The sequence below is a fragment of the Cupriavidus sp. WS genome, from assembly GCF_000395345.1.
GTDB lineage: Bacteria > Pseudomonadota > Gammaproteobacteria > Burkholderiales > Burkholderiaceae > Cupriavidus > Cupriavidus basilensis_B.
This window is the reverse complement of record NZ_AQPL01000327.1, coordinates 1-18,990: the sequence shown is the minus strand read 5'-3', so window position 1 is coordinate 18,990 and position 18,990 is coordinate 1. Positions and strand designations below refer to the sequence as shown.

At 71.4% G+C, this 18,990-nt stretch carries 8 protein-coding genes; 5 read left to right on the top strand and 3 right to left on the bottom strand.

What is annotated here, in order from left to right; all coding sequences use genetic code 11:
• Positions 1–257: 257 nt before the first annotated feature.
• Together K206_RS39215 and K206_RS40990 are read left to right on the top strand one after the other, a co-directional pair.
• Positions 258–12,344 carry a filamentous haemagglutinin family protein gene (locus tag K206_RS39215; protein ID WP_020205081.1) on the top strand — a complete coding sequence of 4,029 codons (12,087 nt, stop codon included), beginning with the start codon at positions 258–260 and terminating at the stop codon, positions 12,342–12,344.
• A 53-nt stretch (positions 12,345–12,397) separates the two neighbouring features.
• Complete coding sequence (locus tag K206_RS40990; RefSeq protein ID WP_155888207.1) at positions 12,398–13,852, top strand: Hint domain-containing protein; 1,455 nt, start codon at positions 12,398–12,400, stop codon at positions 13,850–13,852.
• Positions 13,853–14,087: 235 nt separating this feature from the next.
• On the opposite strand, the gene K206_RS0124770 is transcribed toward K206_RS40990, so the two are convergent.
• Complete coding sequence (locus tag K206_RS0124770; RefSeq protein ID WP_020205079.1) at positions 14,088–15,203, bottom strand: substrate-binding domain-containing protein; 1,116 nt, start codon at positions 15,201–15,203, stop codon at positions 14,088–14,090.
• 605 nt (positions 15,204–15,808) lie between these two features.
• On the opposite strand from K206_RS0124770, the gene K206_RS43865 reads away from it, so the two are divergent.
• The 3 genes from K206_RS43865 to K206_RS0124755 are packed head-to-tail and all read left to right on the top strand — an operon-like array spanning position 15,809 to position 17,978.
• Positions 15,809–16,546 carry a hypothetical protein gene (locus K206_RS43865; RefSeq protein ID WP_020205078.1) on the top strand — a complete coding sequence of 246 codons (738 nt, stop codon included), beginning with the start codon at positions 15,809–15,811 and terminating at the stop codon, positions 16,544–16,546.
• Entirely contained in the window at positions 16,543–17,511 is a 969-nt protein-coding gene (gene gspK, locus K206_RS0124760) for a type II secretion system minor pseudopilin GspK (protein WP_020205077.1), read from the top strand. Before K206_RS43865 ends, gspK begins: the two co-directional genes overlap by 4 nt.
• Before the next feature lie 5 nt (positions 17,512–17,516).
• Positions 17,517–17,978, top strand: coding sequence for a lytic transglycosylase domain-containing protein (locus K206_RS0124755; RefSeq protein ID WP_020205076.1), 462 nt, complete (start codon positions 17,517–17,519; stop codon positions 17,976–17,978).
• 21 nt (positions 17,979–17,999) lie between these two features.
• Here the strand turns inward: K206_RS0124755 and gspM are convergent, their stop codons facing one another.
• A complete protein-coding gene (gene gspM, locus K206_RS0124750) occupies positions 18,000–18,575 on the bottom strand; it encodes a type II secretion system protein GspM (RefSeq protein WP_020205075.1) in 576 nt (191 codons plus the stop codon).
• Positions 18,572–18,990: type II secretion system protein GspL (gene gspL, locus K206_RS39205; RefSeq protein WP_020205074.1), on the bottom strand; the 419-nt coding region annotated here is incomplete at its 5' end. The genes gspL and gspM, both read right to left, overlap by 4 nt.

The following is an 18,990-nucleotide window of genomic DNA, read 5'->3' as shown; positions in this document are numbered from 1 at the left end:
AAATCTGCGTAGATTCCGGCGCCGCCGCGGCCGCGCGGCAACGAAGCCGGACCCCGCCTCCGGCGCCGGCCCCCGCGCCAGCCGGGCGCGCGCGGGAATCTGCCTAGTTCCGGTCACGAACGCGTCACCGGTCATCTGCAATCTGCCACGGTTTCCGGCCAGCCCCATCCCGTGACGCATGCGCATCGCCATGCCGGTCCGTGGGCGCAGCCATGACCCATTGCAACGGCATGGATGCCGTGTCGACAGGATCGAGCATGAATCAGTTGCACAAGGCCGCGCACCGCGGCCTGCCGCGCCGCGCAAGTTCGCAACGCACGCTGCGTCCGCTGCACCCGCTTGCGCGCGCCATGGCGATCGCGCTCGCCGCGTGGTCCACCGGCGCGGTGGCCGCCGGCCCCGCGCTGAACGCCGCGTGGATCGCGCAGCAGGCCGGCAACAAGGCCGCGGCCGACGCCGCGCGCATCGGCACGATGACGCAGTGGGGCGCCTCGCTGACCGCGCAGCAGATCCAGCAGATCAATGCGCAGACGCGCATGTCGATCGCCAACCTGGGCCAGGTGGCGCAGGCCGCCGCGGCGGCGGCCGAGGCGCAGCGCAAGGCCCGCGAGGCCGCCATGCAGGCCGGCACCAGCGTGCCCGACGGCCTCGGCGACGGCGGCCTCAAGGTCGACACCAACCCCGCCACGGCGGGATGGAGCGGCGCCGACAGCCCGACCCAGACCGTCGACCCGACCACCGGCCGCATCCTGGTCGGCATCAACCAGGCCGCCGAGCGCGCGATCCTGAACTGGGAAACCTTCAACATCGGCCGCAACACCTCGCTGCGCTTCGCGCAGCAGAGCAACTGGGCCGTGCTCAACCGCGTCAACGATCCGGCCGGACGGCCGAGCCAGATCCTCGGCGAGATGAGCGGCGCCGGCACGATCATGGTGCTCAACCGCAACGGCGTCATCTTCTCGGGATCGAGCCAGGTGAACACCGGCAACCTGGTGGCGGCGGCCGCGCGCATGAGCGACGCGCAGTTCCGCGACAGCGGGATCTACAGCGCGCAGGCCGGCGCCACGGGCTTCACGCCGAGTTTCACCGATGCCAGCGGCAAGCTGATTGTCGAGGGGGGCGCCCGCATCAGCACGCGCACGCCGCAATCGGTCACCGAGGGCGGCGGCTACGTGCTGCTGCTCGGCGGCGAGGTGCGGAACGACGGCACCATCGCCACGCCGCGCGGCCAGACGGAACTTGCCGCGGGCGACAGCTTCATCCTGCGTCCCGGCTACAGCACCGACAGCAACCAGGTCTCCACCACGCGCGGCAACGAAGTGGCGCCGCAGCGCGCCACCGGCAGCGCGGCGGGCCTGGTCGTCAACAGCGGCGTGATCCAGGCCGAGCGCGGCGACATCACGCTGGCCGGCCACGACGTGCGCCAGCAGGGCGTGGCGGTGGCCACCACCGCGGTGAGCCAGCGCGGCACGATCCACCTGCTGAATTCGGTCTCCGATGCCGACGGCAGGATCACGCTCGGCAGCGGCAGCGTCACCTCGGTGCTGATCGAGGACGGCACCGAGACCGCGCTCGACAGCCAGCGCGATGCGCTGCTGCAGGATTCGGCTGACCAGGACAAGGCGCGCGCGGACGCCAACGCCATTCCCGCCGCGTTCGACAACCTGTCGCGCCAGCCGGACCGCCGCGACCAGTCGCGCGTCGAGATCGTCAGCGGCGGCACCGTCGGCTTCGAGAACCAGTCGCTGACGCTGGCCACCGGCGGCCAGATCGCCGTCAATGCCGCGGGGCGCGCCTTCGTCGCCGACGGCGCGCGCCTGGACGTCGCGGGCGCGCCGGCCGTCAAGGTCTCGATGGAGAGCAACAGCGTCAAGATCAGCGTGCAGGGCAACGAGCAGCGCGACGCGCCGGCCAGCCGCGATGGCGGAAAACTCAGCAGCAACGACGTCTGGGTCGATGTCCGCGACCTGATCCTGGTGCCCGCCGGCACCGGCGGTTATGCCACTGACCGCTACTACACGCCCGGCGGCCTGCTCGAAGTCTCCGGCTACCTCGGCACCACCGGCCACACCATCGCCGAATGGGCCGCCGTGGGCGGCACGGTACGGCTCGGCGGCAAGGAAGTCGTCACGCAGAAGGGCTCGGCCATCAATCTCGCGGGCGGGGTCGTGACCACCGCCGACGGCTTCATCCGCTCCAGCTGGGTGCGCGCCGGCAACGGCCAGCTCTACGATGCCAACCGCGCGCCGGGCGATCTGGTCTATGACGGGGTCTACAACGGCTACGAGGTCGACTACGCGCGCTGGGGCGTGACCGACCGCTTCTACAACGTGGCGCTGGCGCCCGTGTACCGCTGGCAGCAGGGCTACGTGACGGGCCGCGACGCGGGCACGCTGATCGTGGATGCGCCCACGGCGGTGATCGAGGGCGACGTCAACGCGAGCGTGCTGCAGGGCGCGCGCCAGGCGGGGCAGCGCGATCCGGCGGCGGCCGACGGCTACAAGGCCACGCAGAACACCGTGGCGCGGGCCGGGCAGTTCGTGTTCGGGCACTTCCTGGGCAATGACGTGCTGCCGGCCCAGCCGCAGGCCGACGTGCGCTTCACCGGCGGCGAGCCATCCGTGACCGACGGCATGGGCGCCGCCGATGCGCTGCCCGATGCCCGCATCGGCACCGCGTGGTTCGACGCGGCGCGCTTCTCGGGCTACGGGCTGGGCGGCATCGACGCCTACACGGCATCCACGATCCGCGTGGACGGCGCGCTGGCGCTGGCCGATGGCGGGCGGCTGCGTTTCGTGGCGCCTGCCATCGACGTGAATGCCGGCATCACGGCGCGGGCGGGCAGCATCCGTCTCGGCAATACGATCGACGCCAGCGGCACCTTCGGCGACACCGTGCTGGGCATCGATGGCAAGGCTCATATGGCGGTGGGGCCCGGCGCGGTGCTCGACGTCCGCGGCAAATGGGTCAATGCGCTGCGCGATGGCGACGATGCGGCCGCGCTGGCCTATATCGACGGCGGCGCCGTGCGGATCGATTCGACGCACGACGTGGCGATCGCCGCGGGCGCGCGCATCGATGCCTCTTCCGGCGCGGCGGTGCTGCGCGATGGCTCGCTCCACGGCGGGCGGGGCGGGGCAATCGCACTGACGGCGAACGGCCCGGGCGCCAACGCGCCCGGCATGGCGGCCGACCCGGCCGCCACGCTGCGCCTCGATGGCGAGGTACGCGCCTATGGCGCCGAGCAGGGCGGCTCGCTGTCCATCTCGGCCGGCACGGTGCGCATCGGCGGCGGGCAGGCGGCCGGCGCCGGCGAACTGGTGCTGCCGGCATCGTTGTTTGCCGGCGGTTTCTCCGGATACGACATCAACGGCTTCCTCTCGATGACCGTGGCCGACGGCACGCATATCGATGTCGTGCAGCCGGTCTACCGGCTGGACGACAATGCCCGCCGCATCCCCACCGGCACCGACCCGGCCGCCGCGATGCCGGCATGGCTGCCGCCGCTGTACCAGGAAGATCCGGTCAAGGCGGTGCTGGGCCAGCGCGGCGGCGCCAGCCTGACGCTGCGCTCCGCCGCGGTCTACGACGGCAATGGCGGCTATCTCGGCGGCGGCAACGTGACGGTCGGGACCGGCAGCGCGATCACGGTCGACCCGGGACAGACCATCCGCGTGGACGGCAAGGAACAGGTCGTGGTGGATGGCGCGCTGACCGCGCCGGGGGGCAAGATCGCCGTGGTCAATTCGCGCGCGCCGGGAGGCGGCAAGGCGGATGCCACGCCGGGCGACCTGGCGGTGCTGATCGGCGGCGCGGCGCGGCTCGACGCCGCGGCGCGCGCGCGCGCGGCGGCGGACCAGTATGGCCGCCTGTATGGCATCGTGCCCGACGGCGGCAGCATCGTGCTGGGCAGCGAGGGCGGGACCACGCCCGACAGCACGCACATGCCGGTTTCCACCGATGCCTTTGTCATCGTCCGGCCCGGCGCGGTGCTGGACGTGTCCGGCACCGCGGCGACGCTGGCCACCGGCGCGGCGGCAAGCCGCCTCGACCCGCAGTTCCGCGCCACCTATGACGCCGCCAGCGCCGGGGGGGCCATCACCGTGCGGTCATACAGCGGCTTCACGCTCGAAGGCGACATGCGCGCGGCGGCGGGCGGCCCCGGGGCCCGCGGCGGCTCGCTGGCGCTGGAGTTGCAGGCGCCGCTCTATCCGCAGGCCAGCAGGCCCTTCACGGTGCCCGATGCGATCCGCGTGCCGCGCGAACTCTGGGTGAGCCAGCACGACCTGGGCCTTGGCCCCTATACCTTCGGCACCGGTTCGATCAGTGTCGACCGCATCCAGGCAGGCGGGTTCGACGACCTCTCGCTGGCGTCGGTCGGCGCGGTCGGGTTCCGCGGGGACGTGGATCTCGCCATGCGGCAAAGCCTGCGCATCGGCGCCGGCTGGCTCGATGCGGCAAACCTGGCCGCCGGGGACGGCGGCGCGCCGTCCAGTCACGTCCGCCTCGCCGCGCCATACGTGGCGCTGGGCGCGCCGTCCGTGGCGGTGCCCTCCAGCGCGTTCCAGATCTATCCCACCGTCCGGCCACAGACCGCGCTCCAGGCGCCGCTGGCCAGCGACGCCAGCCTGCGCGTCGAGGCGGACCTGATCGATGCCGGCACCATCGACCTGTCTGGCACCGCGGGCATCATCGACCTGGAGGCCGGTGGCGCGCGGACCGTCGCCAGCACGGGCTTTGGCAGCGCCGACCTGGAAAGCCGGGGCGACATCCGGTTGCAGGGCGCGCTGCGCGGCCACCGCGAGCTGACCCTGGGCGCGGCCCAGATCTATCCGGTCACGCTTGCCACGGCGTCGCTGTTCGCAAGCCAGCGCATCGCCCTGCAACGCACCACGGCCGAGGTGCCGGCGCAGCCGCAGTCGGTGTTCGGCAGCCTGGCCGTCATCGCTCCGGAGATCGCGCAGGGCGCGCTCCTGCGGGCGCCGCTGGGCAGACTGTCGATCGGCGTCGGGGACGACCTGACGCCGACGCCGACATCGTTCGTCACGGGCACCGTGACCTTCCTGCCGGGCAGCCTGACATCGGTCAGCGCGGCGGGACTGAGCCTGCCGTTCGGCGGAACGGCGGACGGCATCACCTACAGCTACAACGGCACGGATGTGACCGGGACCGGCGCCAACGGCCTCGCAACGCGCCTGGCCAACAGCGGCGTGAGCATCAGCGCGCGCCACACCGCGGTGCAGCCGGGGGCCACGCTGGACCTGTCGGGCGGAGGCGAGCTGCTGGGGGCGGCGTTCGTCAGCGGCCGGGGCGGTTCGGTCGACGTCCTGCAGACCGCGCTTGCCAATGCCAGCCCGGCCAACACGTTCAGCGGCGCCGGCAACGAAGTCTATGCCATCGTGCCGGGCGACCAGCGCGCCTACGCGCCGGTCGACGCGGGAGCGGGCGCCGCGCCCGGCGTGGGGCGCCAGATCACCATCCCCGCGGGCGTGCCGGGCCTGGCCGCCGGCACCTACACATTGATGCCGGCCCGCTACGCGCTGATGCCGGGCGCGTTCCGGGTGGAGCTGGGCGGCGCCGCGAACCTGCGGCAGCAGGGCGTGGTGGCGCTGAACAACGGGTCCTTTGCCGTGGCCGCGGTGCAGGGTGTGGCCAACACCGGCGCGCGCGACGCGCTGGCAACGCGTGTGATCCTGACCTCGGGCGAGGTCGCGCGCCGGTACGCCCAATACAGTGAAACCGGCTACGCGGACTTCGCGCGCGCGAATGCCGCGACGTTCGGCAATCCGACGCCGCCATTGCCGGCGGACGGCAAGACCCTGGCCTTGCGGCTGTCGAAGCCGGACGGCGCCGCGCCGGTATTCGAATTTGCCGGCAACGCGCGATTCGGCGCCGCGGAGGGCGGCAATCCCGGCAGCGTGACGGTCGATGCGGCGGCCCAGGGGACCGCCATCCCGATCGAGATCCGGAGCGCGGGCGCCGCGCCCTCGGCCGGCTATGCGTCCTTCCGCGACAGCGACCTGAACGCGCTGCAGGCGCCGCGCCTGTCCATCGGCGCCACCATGGTGCGCCAGGACGGCGGCCTGTTTGTCGTCAACTCGAACACGCCGGAGCTGGTGCTGCGCGGCGCGGCGGTGCTGGCGGCGCCCGAAGTGTTTCTCGCGGCCGGGCCTGGCGGCATCACGCTGGAGTCCGGCGCGCGCCTCGATACGCTCGGGCGGGGCAGTGCCACGCCGTATCGCTCGGCGGACGGCTACGTCTACAGCCTCGGCAACTACGCCGGTTCGCAGGGCCTGGCGCTGCTGGCGGTGTCCAACAACTGGCTCGACGTCACCGCGCCGGGTGGCGGCAGCCTGACGAACGGCGGCATCCATCTCGGCGACGCGCGGCTCTATACGGAAGGCTCGCTGGTACTCGCGCTCAGGGGCACCGGCGCGCTGACCATGGACGACGGCATGCGGTTCGGCGCGCGCGAACTGAGCCTGGCGGTGTCGAGCATCAACATCGGCGACAGCGCGGCGCTGGCCGCCGCGGCGCGCGACCAGGTATTGCCGGACGGCCTGCAGTTCGACCAGGCGCTGATGAACCGGCTGCTGGCGGGCGGCGGCGAGCCCGGCGTGCCCGCGCTGCAGTCGTTGCGCCTCGGCGCCAACGATGCCATCAATTTCTTCGGCACGGTCGACCTCAGTACGCTGGATCCGTCCACCGGCAAGTCCCGCCTGCAGGAGCTGGTGCTCAGCACGCCCGCCATCTACGGGCTGGGCGGCGTGGACGACAAGGCCACGCTGACGGCGGGGCGGCTGGTGTGGACCGGGATCAGCGACGGCGTCGCGTACAACAGCACCACGCAGCCTTCGAGCGCGATGCCGGGCGTGGTTTTGGCGGGCGGGGCGGGAACCGGCCTGGGCACGCTGAACCTGGTCGCGAATGATATTGTGCTCGGCTATGCCAGCAACGCCGCGCCGGACACGCGCCTGGTGCTGGACCGGCTTGCGCTGGGGTTCTCCACGGTCAACCTCACCGCGTCCGGCAGCATCGCGGGCAACAATCACGGCACGCTGTCGGCCTACCAGTCGCAGGGCGCCTACGTTGGCGGCCAGGGCTACGCCTACAGCGGCGGCAACCTGAATCTCAGCACGCCGCTGCTGACCGGCGAGGCCGGCGCGGTGACGAAGTTCGTCGCGGGCGGCGCGCTGGTCGCCGCGCCGCTGCCCGGACAGGGGGCGGGGAGCGCCGCACCCGCCGCGCTCGGCGCGGAGATCGACCTCAAGGGCGACAGCGTGGTGCTGGGCACCCACGTCGCGCTGCCCAGCGGCCGGCTGGCGGTCAGCGCGGCGCGCGACATCACGCTCACGGATGCCGCTCAGCTGGACATGGCCGGCCGCGACAAGGCCTTCTTCGAACAGACGCGCAACAGCCCCGGCGGCGACGTGGTGCTGGAAAGCGCCGCGGGCAACATCAGCCAGGCGGCCGGCTCGCGCATCGATGTCTCCGCGCCGCACGCGGCCGGCGGCACCGTGGCCGTCACCGCCACCGGCCAGGCCGGAGGGCAGGTGGCCCTGGCGGGCCGCATCGACGGCGGCGGCGCGGACGATCCGGCGCAGGCCGGCGGCATCGACATCCGGGCCCGCGTGCTGGATGACTTCACGGGGCTCAACCGGCGGCTGAACGACGGCGGCGTGGTCGGCTCGCGCAGTTTCGTGCTCAAGCAGGGCGACCTCGTGGCAGGCGACGAGGTGCGCGCGCACGCGGTGACGATCTCGGTGGACGGCGGCAGCCTTACCGTGACCGGCAAGGTGGACGCCAGCGGGCCGCGGCCCGGCAGCATCCGCCTGGCCGCGCGCGACAACCTGACGCTCGCCGGCACCGCGCTGCTGGACGCGCACGCCTCGCAACTGGCGGCCGACAGCTATGGCCAGCCGATCGACGCGGCCAACCGGGCGACGGTGGAGTTGTCCGCGGCCAATGGGCTGCTGACGCTGGCGCCGGGCGCCGCGGTCGACGTGCGCTCCGCCGACGCGGTGGCGCGCGGGCGGCTGATCCTCGACGCGGGCCGCGCCGGCTCGGCCACGGCCGGCGACATGCGGATCGACGTCTCCGGCCCGGTCCGGATCGACGGCGCCGACAGCATCGCGGTGCAGGGCTTCTGGCGCTACGACAACGCGCCGGTGGATCCCGAGCCGACCCTGGATGGCAGGATCAACCAGATCGTCACGCAGGCCTATCTCGACACGCTGCACCAGGACAGCCAGGCCTTCATGCAGGGCGCGGCGGGCAATGCCGGCCTGCAGGCCCGGCTGGTGGGACTGCGCGCCTACGGCGCCGCCTACCACCTGCGTCCCGGCGTGGAGATCGTCAGCAGCACGGCCAGCGGCAACCTGACGGTGCAGGGCGACATCGACCTGTCAGGCTACCGCTACGGGCCCGGCGCCACGGCCGTGCGCGGCAGCGGGGAGCCGGGCGCGCTGGTCATCCGGGCCGGCGGCGACCTCAATATCTTCGGCAGCATCTCGGACGGCTTCGCGCCGCCGCCGGCCACGCCGGACGACGCCAACTGGAAGCTGGCCCCGGGCATCGATCCCATGCGCGGGGAACTGGTGCTGCCCATCGCCATCACGCTCAAGGGCGGCGCCACGGGCACCGCCACGTCATTCAACGGCATCACGTCCGCGCTGGACTTTCCCATCTCGGTCCGGGCCACGTCGCTGAAGGCCAATGTCACGATGCCCGCGCGGATCACGCTCAACGCCGCCGCCACCCTGCCGGCCGGCACGGTGCTGCGCGCGGCCGTGCGCGACGCCGCCGGCAACGTCCTGTATCCGGCGGGCACGGTACTGAAGCAGGCCACCGGCATCGCGCGCGGCGCGCAGCTCGACGCCGGCTCCATCGTGCCGGTCGCCATCCAGGCGGCGGCGTTCACCGTGCCCGCCGGAACCTCCTTGTCGATCTTCTCCGGCAGCGCGACGCTGGCCGCCAATGTGCGCCTGCCCTCGGGAACCCGGCTGCCGCCGGGCGCCAGCCTGCAGTTCGCCGACGCGGCGGGTACCGGGACGCTGGCCAGCATCGACCTGCGTCCGGCCGAAAGCGGCAGGCAAGGGAGCCTCTGGGCCATTGCCCCCATGCTGGCGGCCGGCTCGGATTCCTGGTCCATGCGGCTGGCGGGCGGCGCCGATACGCAGTCCGCGGATACGCGCGCGCTGCAGTCCGCCGGCGCGCTCGGCGGCGCGGGCGACATCCATCTGTCGGACCCGCATTTCACGCTGGTCAAGGCCGCGGTGAAGCAGCCCGTGTTCAGCGTGATCCGGACCGGCACCGGCGATCTCGACATGCTCGCGGGCGGGGATTTCTCGCAAGCCACGCCGTTCGGCATCTATACGGCCGGCACGCAGGCGGGCGGCATCGGCCCGAACGGCGCGGACCCGTACAACCTGCCGCGCGGCATCAACGATGCCAGCGGCAAGGTGCTGGGCAGCGGCGCCGGCGCCGCCTATGAAGCGCTGGCGAACAACGGCAACTACCAGGCGTGGTATCCGGAGCGGGGCGGGGACGTGGTCATCGCCGCGCAGGGCAACCTCAGCGGCGACATCTTCGGCAGCCAGTCCGCGGCCAGTCCGCTGGCGGGCATGGCGGGCAGCAACCTGATCGGCAACTGGCTGTGGCGCCAGGGCGGCGACGGCATCGGCCAGCCGGCGGCGTGGTGGATCAATTTCGGCACCTACGCCGTGCCCTATCGCGACGTGCTGGCGGCGACCAACGCGCAGGTCATCGGCTTCACCGGCATCGGCGCGCTCGGCGGCGGCAATGTCACGGTGGACGCGGGCGGCAACGCGGGCGTGATCTCCGACCGTGGCAACAGCGCGCTGCCGCGCAGCAGCGGGCTGAACATCGTGGTCGGCGGCAGCGGCAGGGTATCGTCCGATGGCGCCATCGTGCAGACCGGCGGCGGCAATATCGAGATCCGGGTCGGCGGCGCGTTCAATCCCGCGGGTGTCCTCAGCCCGGGCGCCTCCTCGCCGGATATGTTCGGGTCGCTGGCCAACGTGCGCGGTGAAACGACGCTGACCGCGGGGGCCATCGGCTACGTCGCGGGCGCGCCCTCGCTGAGCCAGCCGGCCGACCCGAACGATCCGCGCTGGCAAAGCGCGGCCGACAACAGCCTGCGCCGGCCGCAGATCGGGGGCGGCCTGCTGGTCGCGCCGGGCGATGGCGAGATGCGCCTGTTCACGCGCGGGGACCTCGTTCTCGACGCGGCGGCGGATCCGGGCCGGTCTTACCTGGCAAGCCCCACGCCGTTCCGCTACCAGGGCCTGGACTACGCCGGCAACGCGTATAGCTGGTTCACGCTGTGGACGGACCGCAGCGCGGTCTCGCTGTTCTCCAGCGGCGGCAACGTGACGCCGTCGCAGCAGAGTGCCCACCCGACCACCGGCCTGTTGACGAACAGCCTGTCCACCGACGGCAGTTACATCTATCCGCCGGCACTCTCCGTCACGGCCGCCAGCGGCAGCATCTTCTACGGTGGCGGCGGCACCGCCGGCAACGCGCTGGTGCTGGCGCCATCGCCGCTTGGCAAGCTCGAATTCCTGGCCGCCGACAGCATTCGCGGGCAGGGGTATCCGGTCGATATGTCCGGCGCGGATCCCGCCGCGCTGCCAACGCCGCGCCGCCCCGCCTACGAGGCCACGGCCGGTGGCGCGTCGGTCACCAACGTCACGGGACTGGGCGGGGCGACCCAGGGGGATCGCCGCAACTGGCTCTTCACCTACCAGGCGGATACCGCCGCCGGCGGCCTGTCCGACGGCCCCGCGGCGCCGGCGCGCTTCTACGCCGCGGAGGGCGACATCGTCGGGCTGCGCACCGGCGAGATCCTGAACTTCGCCGGGGCATCGGCCATTCCCGCGCTGCTTGGCAATACGTGGTACGTCGGCTCCCGTCCCGTATGGATCCAGGCCGGGCGGGATATTGTCGGCGCCGGCACGGCGCCGGGCGTCTCGACCCGCTCCGGCCTTGGCGGCGCAAGCTCCACCGGCAATCTCTTCGTGCATGGCGATCCGCGCGACATCTCCGTGGTGGCGGCCGGCCGCGACATCCTGCAGTCCAGTTTCAACGTGGCGGGCCCGGGCTTGCTGGAGGTCAGCGCCGGGCGCAACCTCTATCAGGGCGACAAGGGATCGCTGGAAAGCCTGGGCGCGATCGTCAACGTCGACCCGGGCAACCGGTCCGGCGGCGCCTCCATCGTCGCCATGGCCGGCGTGGGCGCCAGCGGTCCGGACTATGCCGCCTTCGCCCGGCGCTATTTCTCGGCGGACAACGCCGCCAGCCCCACCATGGGCCTCGACGCCGCCGCCAATGCGGGGAAGGTCGCAAAGACGTACGAGAACGAGCTGGCCGCATGGCTTGCCGCGCGATACGGCTACGCGGGCGGACCCGCCGGCGCGCTGGCGGCTTTCCTGGCGCTCAGCCCGGCCGAGCAGGGGATCTTCGCGCGCGAGGTCTATTTCACCGAGCTGCGCACCAGCGGCCGCGAGTTCAACGACGCGGACAGCGGCCGCGCCGGCAGCTACCTGCGTGGCCGCGAAGCCATCGCCACGCTGTTCCCGGACCACGACGCGCGCGGCAACGCGATTGCCTACGCCGGCGACATCACCATGTTCGGGCCGTCCGGCATCCGCACCGACTTCGGCGGCAACATCGATACGCTGACGCCGGGGGGGCGCACGCTGATCGGCGTGGAGGGCAAGGTGCCGCCGGCGTCGTCGGGCTTGCTGACGCAGGGCTCGGGCGACATCCGCATGTATTCCTACGGCAGCATCCTGCTGGGCCTGTCCCGGATCTTCACCACCTTCGGCGGCGGCATCACCGCGTGGTCGGCCACGGGGGACATCAACGCGGGACGCGGCGCCAAGACCACGGTCGTGTTCTCGCCGCCGCGGCGGCTTTACGACGACCTGGGCAACGTCACGCTGTCGCCCACCGTGCCGAGCACGGGCGCGGGGATCGCCACGCTCAATCCGATTCCGGAAATTCCGCCCGGCGACATCGACCTGATCGCGCCGCTCGGGACCATCGACGCCGGCGAGGCGGGCATTCGCGTGTCCGGCAGTGTCAACCTCGCCGCGCTGCAGGTGGTCAACGCCGCCAACATCCAGGTACAGGGCAAGGCGACCGGCCTGCCCGCGCTGGCCAGCGTCAACGTGGGCGCGCTGGCGTCGGCCAGCGCCGCGGCCAACGCGGTCAACCAGGCGGCGGAAGACATGGCGCGCCAGCAGATGTCCAGTGCGAGGGACCGCATGCCGTCGGTGGTGTCGGTACAGGTGCTCGGCTTCGGTGACGCAGGGCAGTAATGGTTCGCTGGCAGGGCGTTCCCTGCCTTACATACCTAATCGAGGAGTAGGTGGTGGCAATTGATCTCAATGACTATAACGGTGTCGCCCTGGGAGTCGGCAACTTTGGCTGGGTCTTCGGATCGGTGACCGACAACGGCGATGGCACGGTGTCGCTGCCCGGCGACTACAGCGGATACCAGTCGCTGGTTCCCTCCGCGCGGGCGGACAGCGAGCCGTATCAACTGTTCGTGACGGATAACGGGAATGGCACGTATTCCGTCGGCATCGGCAGCAATTTTTTCGATGGCTCGCCTCGGCCCAGCACCAACTGGGCGCTGGAGCCGGATGCCGGGACGCCCTGGAGCGTGGTGGGAACCAATGGCGACACGATCCTGATAAAGGACCCCTGGGGGGACTATCTCGTGATCACGAAGGAGGACATGTTCTCCAACTATCACGATGCCACCGGCGCCACGGACGACGGCATGCAGCTCAACAATGCGCTGCTCGACAACGCGGGGGCGCCGACCTTCCCCATGGCTCCCTGTTTCGCGGCCGGCACCCGGATCGCGACGGCATCGGGCTACGTTGCCGTGGAAAGCCTGCGCGAAGGCGACCTCGTCATCACGGCGTCCGGCGCCCGGCGCGCCGTTCGCTGGATCGGCCATAGCCGCGTGCACGGCGCAAGCCATCCGCGTCCGTGGGAGGTCATGCCCGTTCGCATCCAGGCGGACGCGTTTGGCCAGGGGCTGCCGCTGCGCGACCTGCGCGTGTCTCCCGGGCACGCGGTCTTCGTCGACGGCGTGCTGATTCCCGCGGGATGCCTGCTCAACGGCGCGACGATCGTGCAGGAACAGGTGACCGCGGTGCAGTATTTCCACATCGAGCTCGACAGCCACGACGTGCTGCTGGCCGAGGGGCTGCCGTGCGAGAGCTATCTGGACGATGGCAATCGCCACGGTTTTTCCAATGCCGCGGAGCACGTGGCGCTGCATGGCCGGCTGGACCCGCAGAGCTGGGAAAATGCCTGCGCGCCATGCGTCATGGCAGGACCGCAGTTGACCGAGGTCCGCCAGCGGCTGCTCGACCGCGCGCTGGCGCTCGGACATCTGCGCGTGGAAGAAGCCGATATGCATCTGGTCGTCGATGGCGCGCGCATCGACGCGACGCATTCGCACGGCCAGCGCCGCTGGTTCATGGTGCCCGCGGGCGCGGCCGAGGTCGGCCTCGTCTCGCGCAGCGGCGTGCTGGCCCACCTTTACGCGGACCAGCAGGACGGCCGGACGCTGGGCGTCTGCGTCAGCGACATCCGGGTGGATGGCCAGCCGGTCGCGCTCGACGGCGATGCGCTGGCGGGCGGATTCTATCCGCTGGAAACGCAGGGCGCGGCGCCGTGGCGCTGGACCAATGGCCAGGCGACGCTGCGCATCGGGGCGGGCGCGGCGCCGGTGATGGTGGAGGTGTCCACCGTCATGCAGATGGTGTCGTGGCAAGCGCCGGCATTGCGGATGGACCTGGCCGCCTGATTCCGGCCTGCGTTGCCTGCTTCAAGACCGGAGGCCCCTGGGGGCTCCGGTTTTTTTTCGCTATTCCGGCGCCCGGCGCCCGGCGCGGCCGGGCTCCCGTCTGCATCGATTCCGGCGCGCGCCGAAGCAGGGACGCCACCAAGCACCAAGCACCAAACAGAAGAGGCCCACGCAAGGTGGGCCTCCGGCTGGCTGAGGTGGTTGCCCACCCGTTCGCTACTGCCTTGCCATGTGATTAACGGCCGGCCTTGCCGCTGCAGGCGACGGCGTTGCCGATGTTCAGGTTGTTCGCCGTGCCGGTCAGCAGTTCGTCCTGGATCTTGGTGACGATCGCGGTCGGCAGCAGGGCGAAGCCGTTACCCTGGATGCGGGACACCTGGGCGGCGTCCGTGTAGTCGTAGTGCTTGTTCAGGAATGCCAGCACGTCGGCCTTGACGGTGGCGTTGCTGTAGCACTGGACATGGTCAAGATACGTGAAGCCGGAGATGGGATAGCCGGCTGCCGGATCGGCGGCCAGCGGCGCCCAGCTGTTCGGGTCGGACAGCGTGCCGCTGATGGTGAGGTTGCCAAGCGCAGCCGTCGTCGCGGCCGCGGTCGGCTGGAAGGTGGCCGTGCCGGTCGTCACGTTCTTGTTGCGCAGGAAGGCGGACTTCAGGCTCTTGGTGGCGGCCGTCGAAGCGGGCGCCAGCGAGGTGTTGATGTAGTCCGGGCTCAGGTAGCCGATCGAATTGCCCACGTCGATGCTGTCGCGCACGCCGGCGCTCAGCGCCGCGCCCACGAAGTTCGCCGGAACGCCGCTCGGGAAGTTGTTGGCGAACGTGGTGGTGGTCGTGAAGTTCACGTTCGAGTTGCCGCTGGCCACCGAGCAGACCGCGCTCAGGTGGCGCGTGAAGATTTCGGTCGTGCCGCTGCTGTCGCTGCGGTAGACCACGCGGATCGGGCCCGAGGTGCCGGAGATGGCGCTCCAGTCGGTGATCTTGCCCGAGAACACGCCGCAGAGCTGGTCGGTGGACAGGGTGATGTTCGCCGGCGAGGCCTTGAACGCGATACCGACGGCGGTGGCCACCGACGGCATCTGGATCACGGCGCCTTCGGTGGCGGCACGGTTGGTGGTGAACGCCGAGATTTCCGAGCCCGACAGGATCGAGTCGCTGCCGGCGAAGTGCACGGTGGTGTCGGTGCGGCCGGTGACGGCGTTGAACGCGGCGGGCGCGTTGGTCAGCAGCGCGGTCTTGCCGGCGCCGCTACCCGTGGAGGCGTAGGGGGCGTAGTTCGGCGCGAAGGCGTTGATCTCGGCCTTGTACAGGAACTCGGGCAGCGATGCGCCACCACCGACCACGTTCTGGGCCATGGCTGCGGTAGCGGAGAAGGCAGCGGCCGCGCAGGCCGCCTGAATCAGTGCGTGCTTCAGTTTCACAGTGCAACTCCCGTTTATTGGGTGGAAAGCATTGATGGATTGATGCATGACTTCACTTGCCGCGGGCACCGCGTGGAAAGCGTGTGTGCCGTCGTTGCCCGCAGAAACGATTCTTGGCGGTGTGCGTGAAAACGAGCGGGTGGAATCGTGAAGAGATGGCGAATCTGGCTCATGCTCTTTTGTTATGACGTGCCGCGGCAAAGCGCGGCGTCGAGCATGTGGCAGGGAGGAAGACCGCAGGGTGGCTTGCAGCGCAGGAGGTGCCGCGCGATATGACCAAGCCGGGTCTGTCTGATTGCACGATATTCTCAGATTTGGTCACTACCGTGCAAATGCCGCTTTGTAACTTGACGGACGTCGCGAGTAATTTGTCGCGAACGCAACGATCGACGACATAGACGCGGGTGAGGGCACGAAAGTTCACGCCGTGTGGTTCACGCATCGCGGGCATCCGCGCGGAGCGTCGACGCAGAGAAAGGTTTGCTGGGGAGCGGCTGTGGGCATTCAACATTCAACCTGTCCACGCCATGAGACTTGCATTGCATCCGGTCGACGCCCGTCTGATCACGGTTCAGGCTTACCTGGCCGAGTTCGGCATGGCGGCGCTGCACGGCGGCGCGCCGCATCCGCGTTGTCCGCTGTGCCATCGCGCGCTGTTGCTGATCGGCGCGCGCAGCACGCAGATACGGCCCCGCTTCAGCCATGGCTCGCGCGCCCGCGCGCGCTGTCCGCTGATGCGCCACGGGGACTTGCCCGAGGAGCTTGTCATGGGCGAAATGACGGATGTCGGGCTGGCGCGCGCGCAGCGCGACGCTTATCTGGCCCGCTGGCAATGGCACCTGACCTTGATGCGCCGGCCCGAACTGGTGCCGTCGATGACCATCGGTCGTTTCCTGGGCCTGGCGGAGCTCGCGGCGCAGCGCGGTGTGTGGGGCTATGCCGGGCTGAACCCGGCCCTGGTGCCGTATATCCAGCTCGCGCTGGCCGGCTTCCTGCCCGGAGAGCGCGGCTATCGCAGCGGCGGGAGCTGGATCCGCTTCTGGTTCGATGCGCCGGTGCGCGGCATCGCGGACCTGCACGTGCCGCGAGACCCGGCGCCGCGCTTCTACCGAGCGCATTACGTGCGGCCGCGGGACGCGCGCGCACCGCAGCAGCAGCATCTGTATCACCTGGACGAGGTGAAGCTGGACGCGGCGTTCCTGTCCGGCCCGCCGCCGCGGGTAGACGCGGCCGAGGTGCAGGCGTGCTGGGCGTGGCTGCCGGGGCAGCGGTCATGAGGCGCCGGCAGCGGGGCGCGGCCGTGGTGACGGCGCTGCTGGTGGTGGCGCTGTGCGTGACGCTGGTGACGACGATGTTCGTCCAGCAGCAGGCATCCACGCGCGCGGTGGAGTCGCGGCGCCTGCGCGCGCAGGGCGAATCCTTGCAGGGCGCCGTCACCGCGTGGGCGACGGCGGCGCTGCAGGAGAACGGCTCGCGCTCGCCCGTCGACCATCTGCGCCAGCCGTGGGCGCAGCCGCGCGCGCCGGCGCCGCTGTCGGCATGGATCGGCGCGCAGGCGGCGCGCGGCGTGGCATTTACGCAAGGTGGCGACGCGGTGACGCTCGGCGGCGCCATCGAGGACGCGCAGGCGCGCTTCAACCTGATGACGCTGGTCAGCACCGGCGACCGGACCCAGCCGCCCGGCGTCAGCGCCGTGGGCGTGGCCGCCTACCGAAAGCTGTTGTCCACGCTGTCGCTGGACAGCGCGCTGGCGGGGTCCACCGCGGCCTACGTCCTGCGCAGCCTGCGCCCGGACGGCCCCTTGCCGCTCACGCGCGCGTCCGACCTGCTGGCCATTTCCGGCTACACGGGCGACGCCGTGGCAAAGCTGGCGCCGTTCGTGGTGGCGTTGCCGATGCCGACCACGGTCAACATGAACACCGCGGGGCCGGAGGTCCTGGCGGCGTTCATTCCCGGCGTCACGGTATCGCAGGCCCGGACCATGATCGCCGACCGTGACCGGGCCTTCTGGCGCGACCTTGGCGATCTTTCCCTGCGGCTGAAGGCGCTGGCGCCGGCGGCGCCCGAGCCGCAAGGGCTGATGATCGACGCGCGCAGCCGGTATTTCATCGTGCACGGCGAGGCGCGCGGCGGGCGCGCGGTGCGCCGGTTCGTCGCGCTGATCTATCGCGAGGGCATCGGCGCGAGCCTGCGCACGCGCGTGGTGTGGGTGCGCGAGCAGGACCCGGAGGAGCTGCCATGACACGGATGCGCGGGAGCTGGCGCGCGACGGCCGGGCTGGCGGCGCTGGCGGCGATGCCGATGATGGCGGTGACGCCGGCCCATGCGGATTGCTTCGACGACGCCGGCCGCTACCACGGCGTCCATCCCATGATCCTGCGCGCCATTGCCTGGCAGGAGTCGCGCTTCCGGGCCGATGCGATGAACCGCAACGAGAACCGCACCATCGACATGGGCCTCATGCAGATCAATTCGATTCACCTGGCGGAGCTCAGGCGCTATGGCGTCGACGGCAAGGCGCTGCAGTCGGGCTGCGTGAGCGTCTATGTGGGCGCCTGGCATCTGCGGCGCAAGATGAACAGGTACGGCAATACGTGGGAAGCGGTCGGGGCGTATCACTCGGAGACGCCGGCGCTGCGGGACCGCTATGCCAGGCGCATCGCGGAAATCCTGCGCGGCTGGCAGCGGCCGCGGGGCGGGCCGGATTGAACGGATCCGTGCCCGCCCGCGCTACGGCGCCGGCAGTGTCAGCGCCGCGCTGACCGTCACCGCGCCGCGCTCACCACCCGCGGCAGCCCTTGCCTCCATGTCGAGGACGTCCAGCCCGAATGCCTGCCGCGCGCCGGCCAGCCACTGCATCCATGCGTAGAACGACACCTTGTCCGCCCGCACGCGCACGCCGTGGTCCGCCGCTTCCACCGTCGCGCCGGCGATGCCCGCGGTTTCCAGCGACCCGGCCACCGCGTCGCGCAGCGCGGCGCCCGTGCGCGGGGGGATGTCCGGCAGCGCCCGCAGCGCCTGCGCCTGCTTTGCCAGCAACTGCAATTGCGCAAGCTGCGCGTGATCGAGGGGGAGCTCGCGTTGCAGCCGGGGGATCGCGCTGGCGGCCGGTTCCCACCCGGCCAGCCAGCCGCAGGCGGTGGAAATCGCCGCGGCGCAGACCATCACCGCGCGGCGGTCACGCGGCGTCAAGGCCCGCCACGCGAGCAGGCCCCGTGCCACCGCGGGGGGCAGCGGCCGGCGCTGGCGGGACGCCGTGGCCGGCGCCTCGGGTACCAGCAAGGTGTCATCGAGCGGCGCGTTCATGAGCGGATCCTGAGCAGCCATTGGCCATCTTCCACGCGCGCGGCGAGTCCGGCGGCTTCCAGCCGCTGGCGCAACGCGTCGGCGTCGACCTTGGCCGCCTCCGCCAGGCGCGCGCGCAGCGTGTGGTCGCGGTAGGACAGTTCGGTCACCGCGTCCGGCGGCACGGGCCCGAGCGCGCGGGCAAGGCGGTCGGACAGATCGGCGACGTCGCCGCTGGCCGGCTGCCCCTTGGCGCGCGCCAGCGCGTCCACTTGCTGGCGCATCTGCGCCGGCGCGTCGACGACCGGGCCGAGGCGCGGAAAGTGCCGGCGCACCAGCGCTTCGGCGTCGGCGCGCAGGCGGGCCTGCTGCCGCGCCAGCAGCCACCATTGCGCATTGATGCCGGCCATGCCGAGCAGCAGCGCGGCCACGCCGA

Excerpts from the sequence above, each read along its gene's own strand:
- K206_RS39215 (WP_020205081.1), top strand. The coding sequence starts at position 258 with ATGAATCAGTTGCACAAGGCCGCGCACCGCGGCCTGCCGCGCCGCGCA.
- K206_RS0124770 (WP_020205079.1), bottom strand. The coding sequence starts at position 15,203 with ATGGCCCAGAACGTGGTCGGTGGTGGCGCATCGCTGCCCGAGTTCCTG.
- gspK (WP_020205077.1), top strand. The coding sequence starts at position 16,543 with ATGAGGCGCCGGCAGCGGGGCGCGGCCGTGGTGACGGCGCTGCTGGTG.
- K206_RS0124755 (WP_020205076.1), top strand. The coding sequence starts at position 17,517 with ATGCGCGGGAGCTGGCGCGCGACGGCCGGGCTGGCGGCGCTGGCGGCG.
- gspM (WP_020205075.1), bottom strand. The coding sequence starts at position 18,575 with ATGAACGCGCCGCTCGATGACACCTTGCTGGTACCCGAGGCGCCGGCC.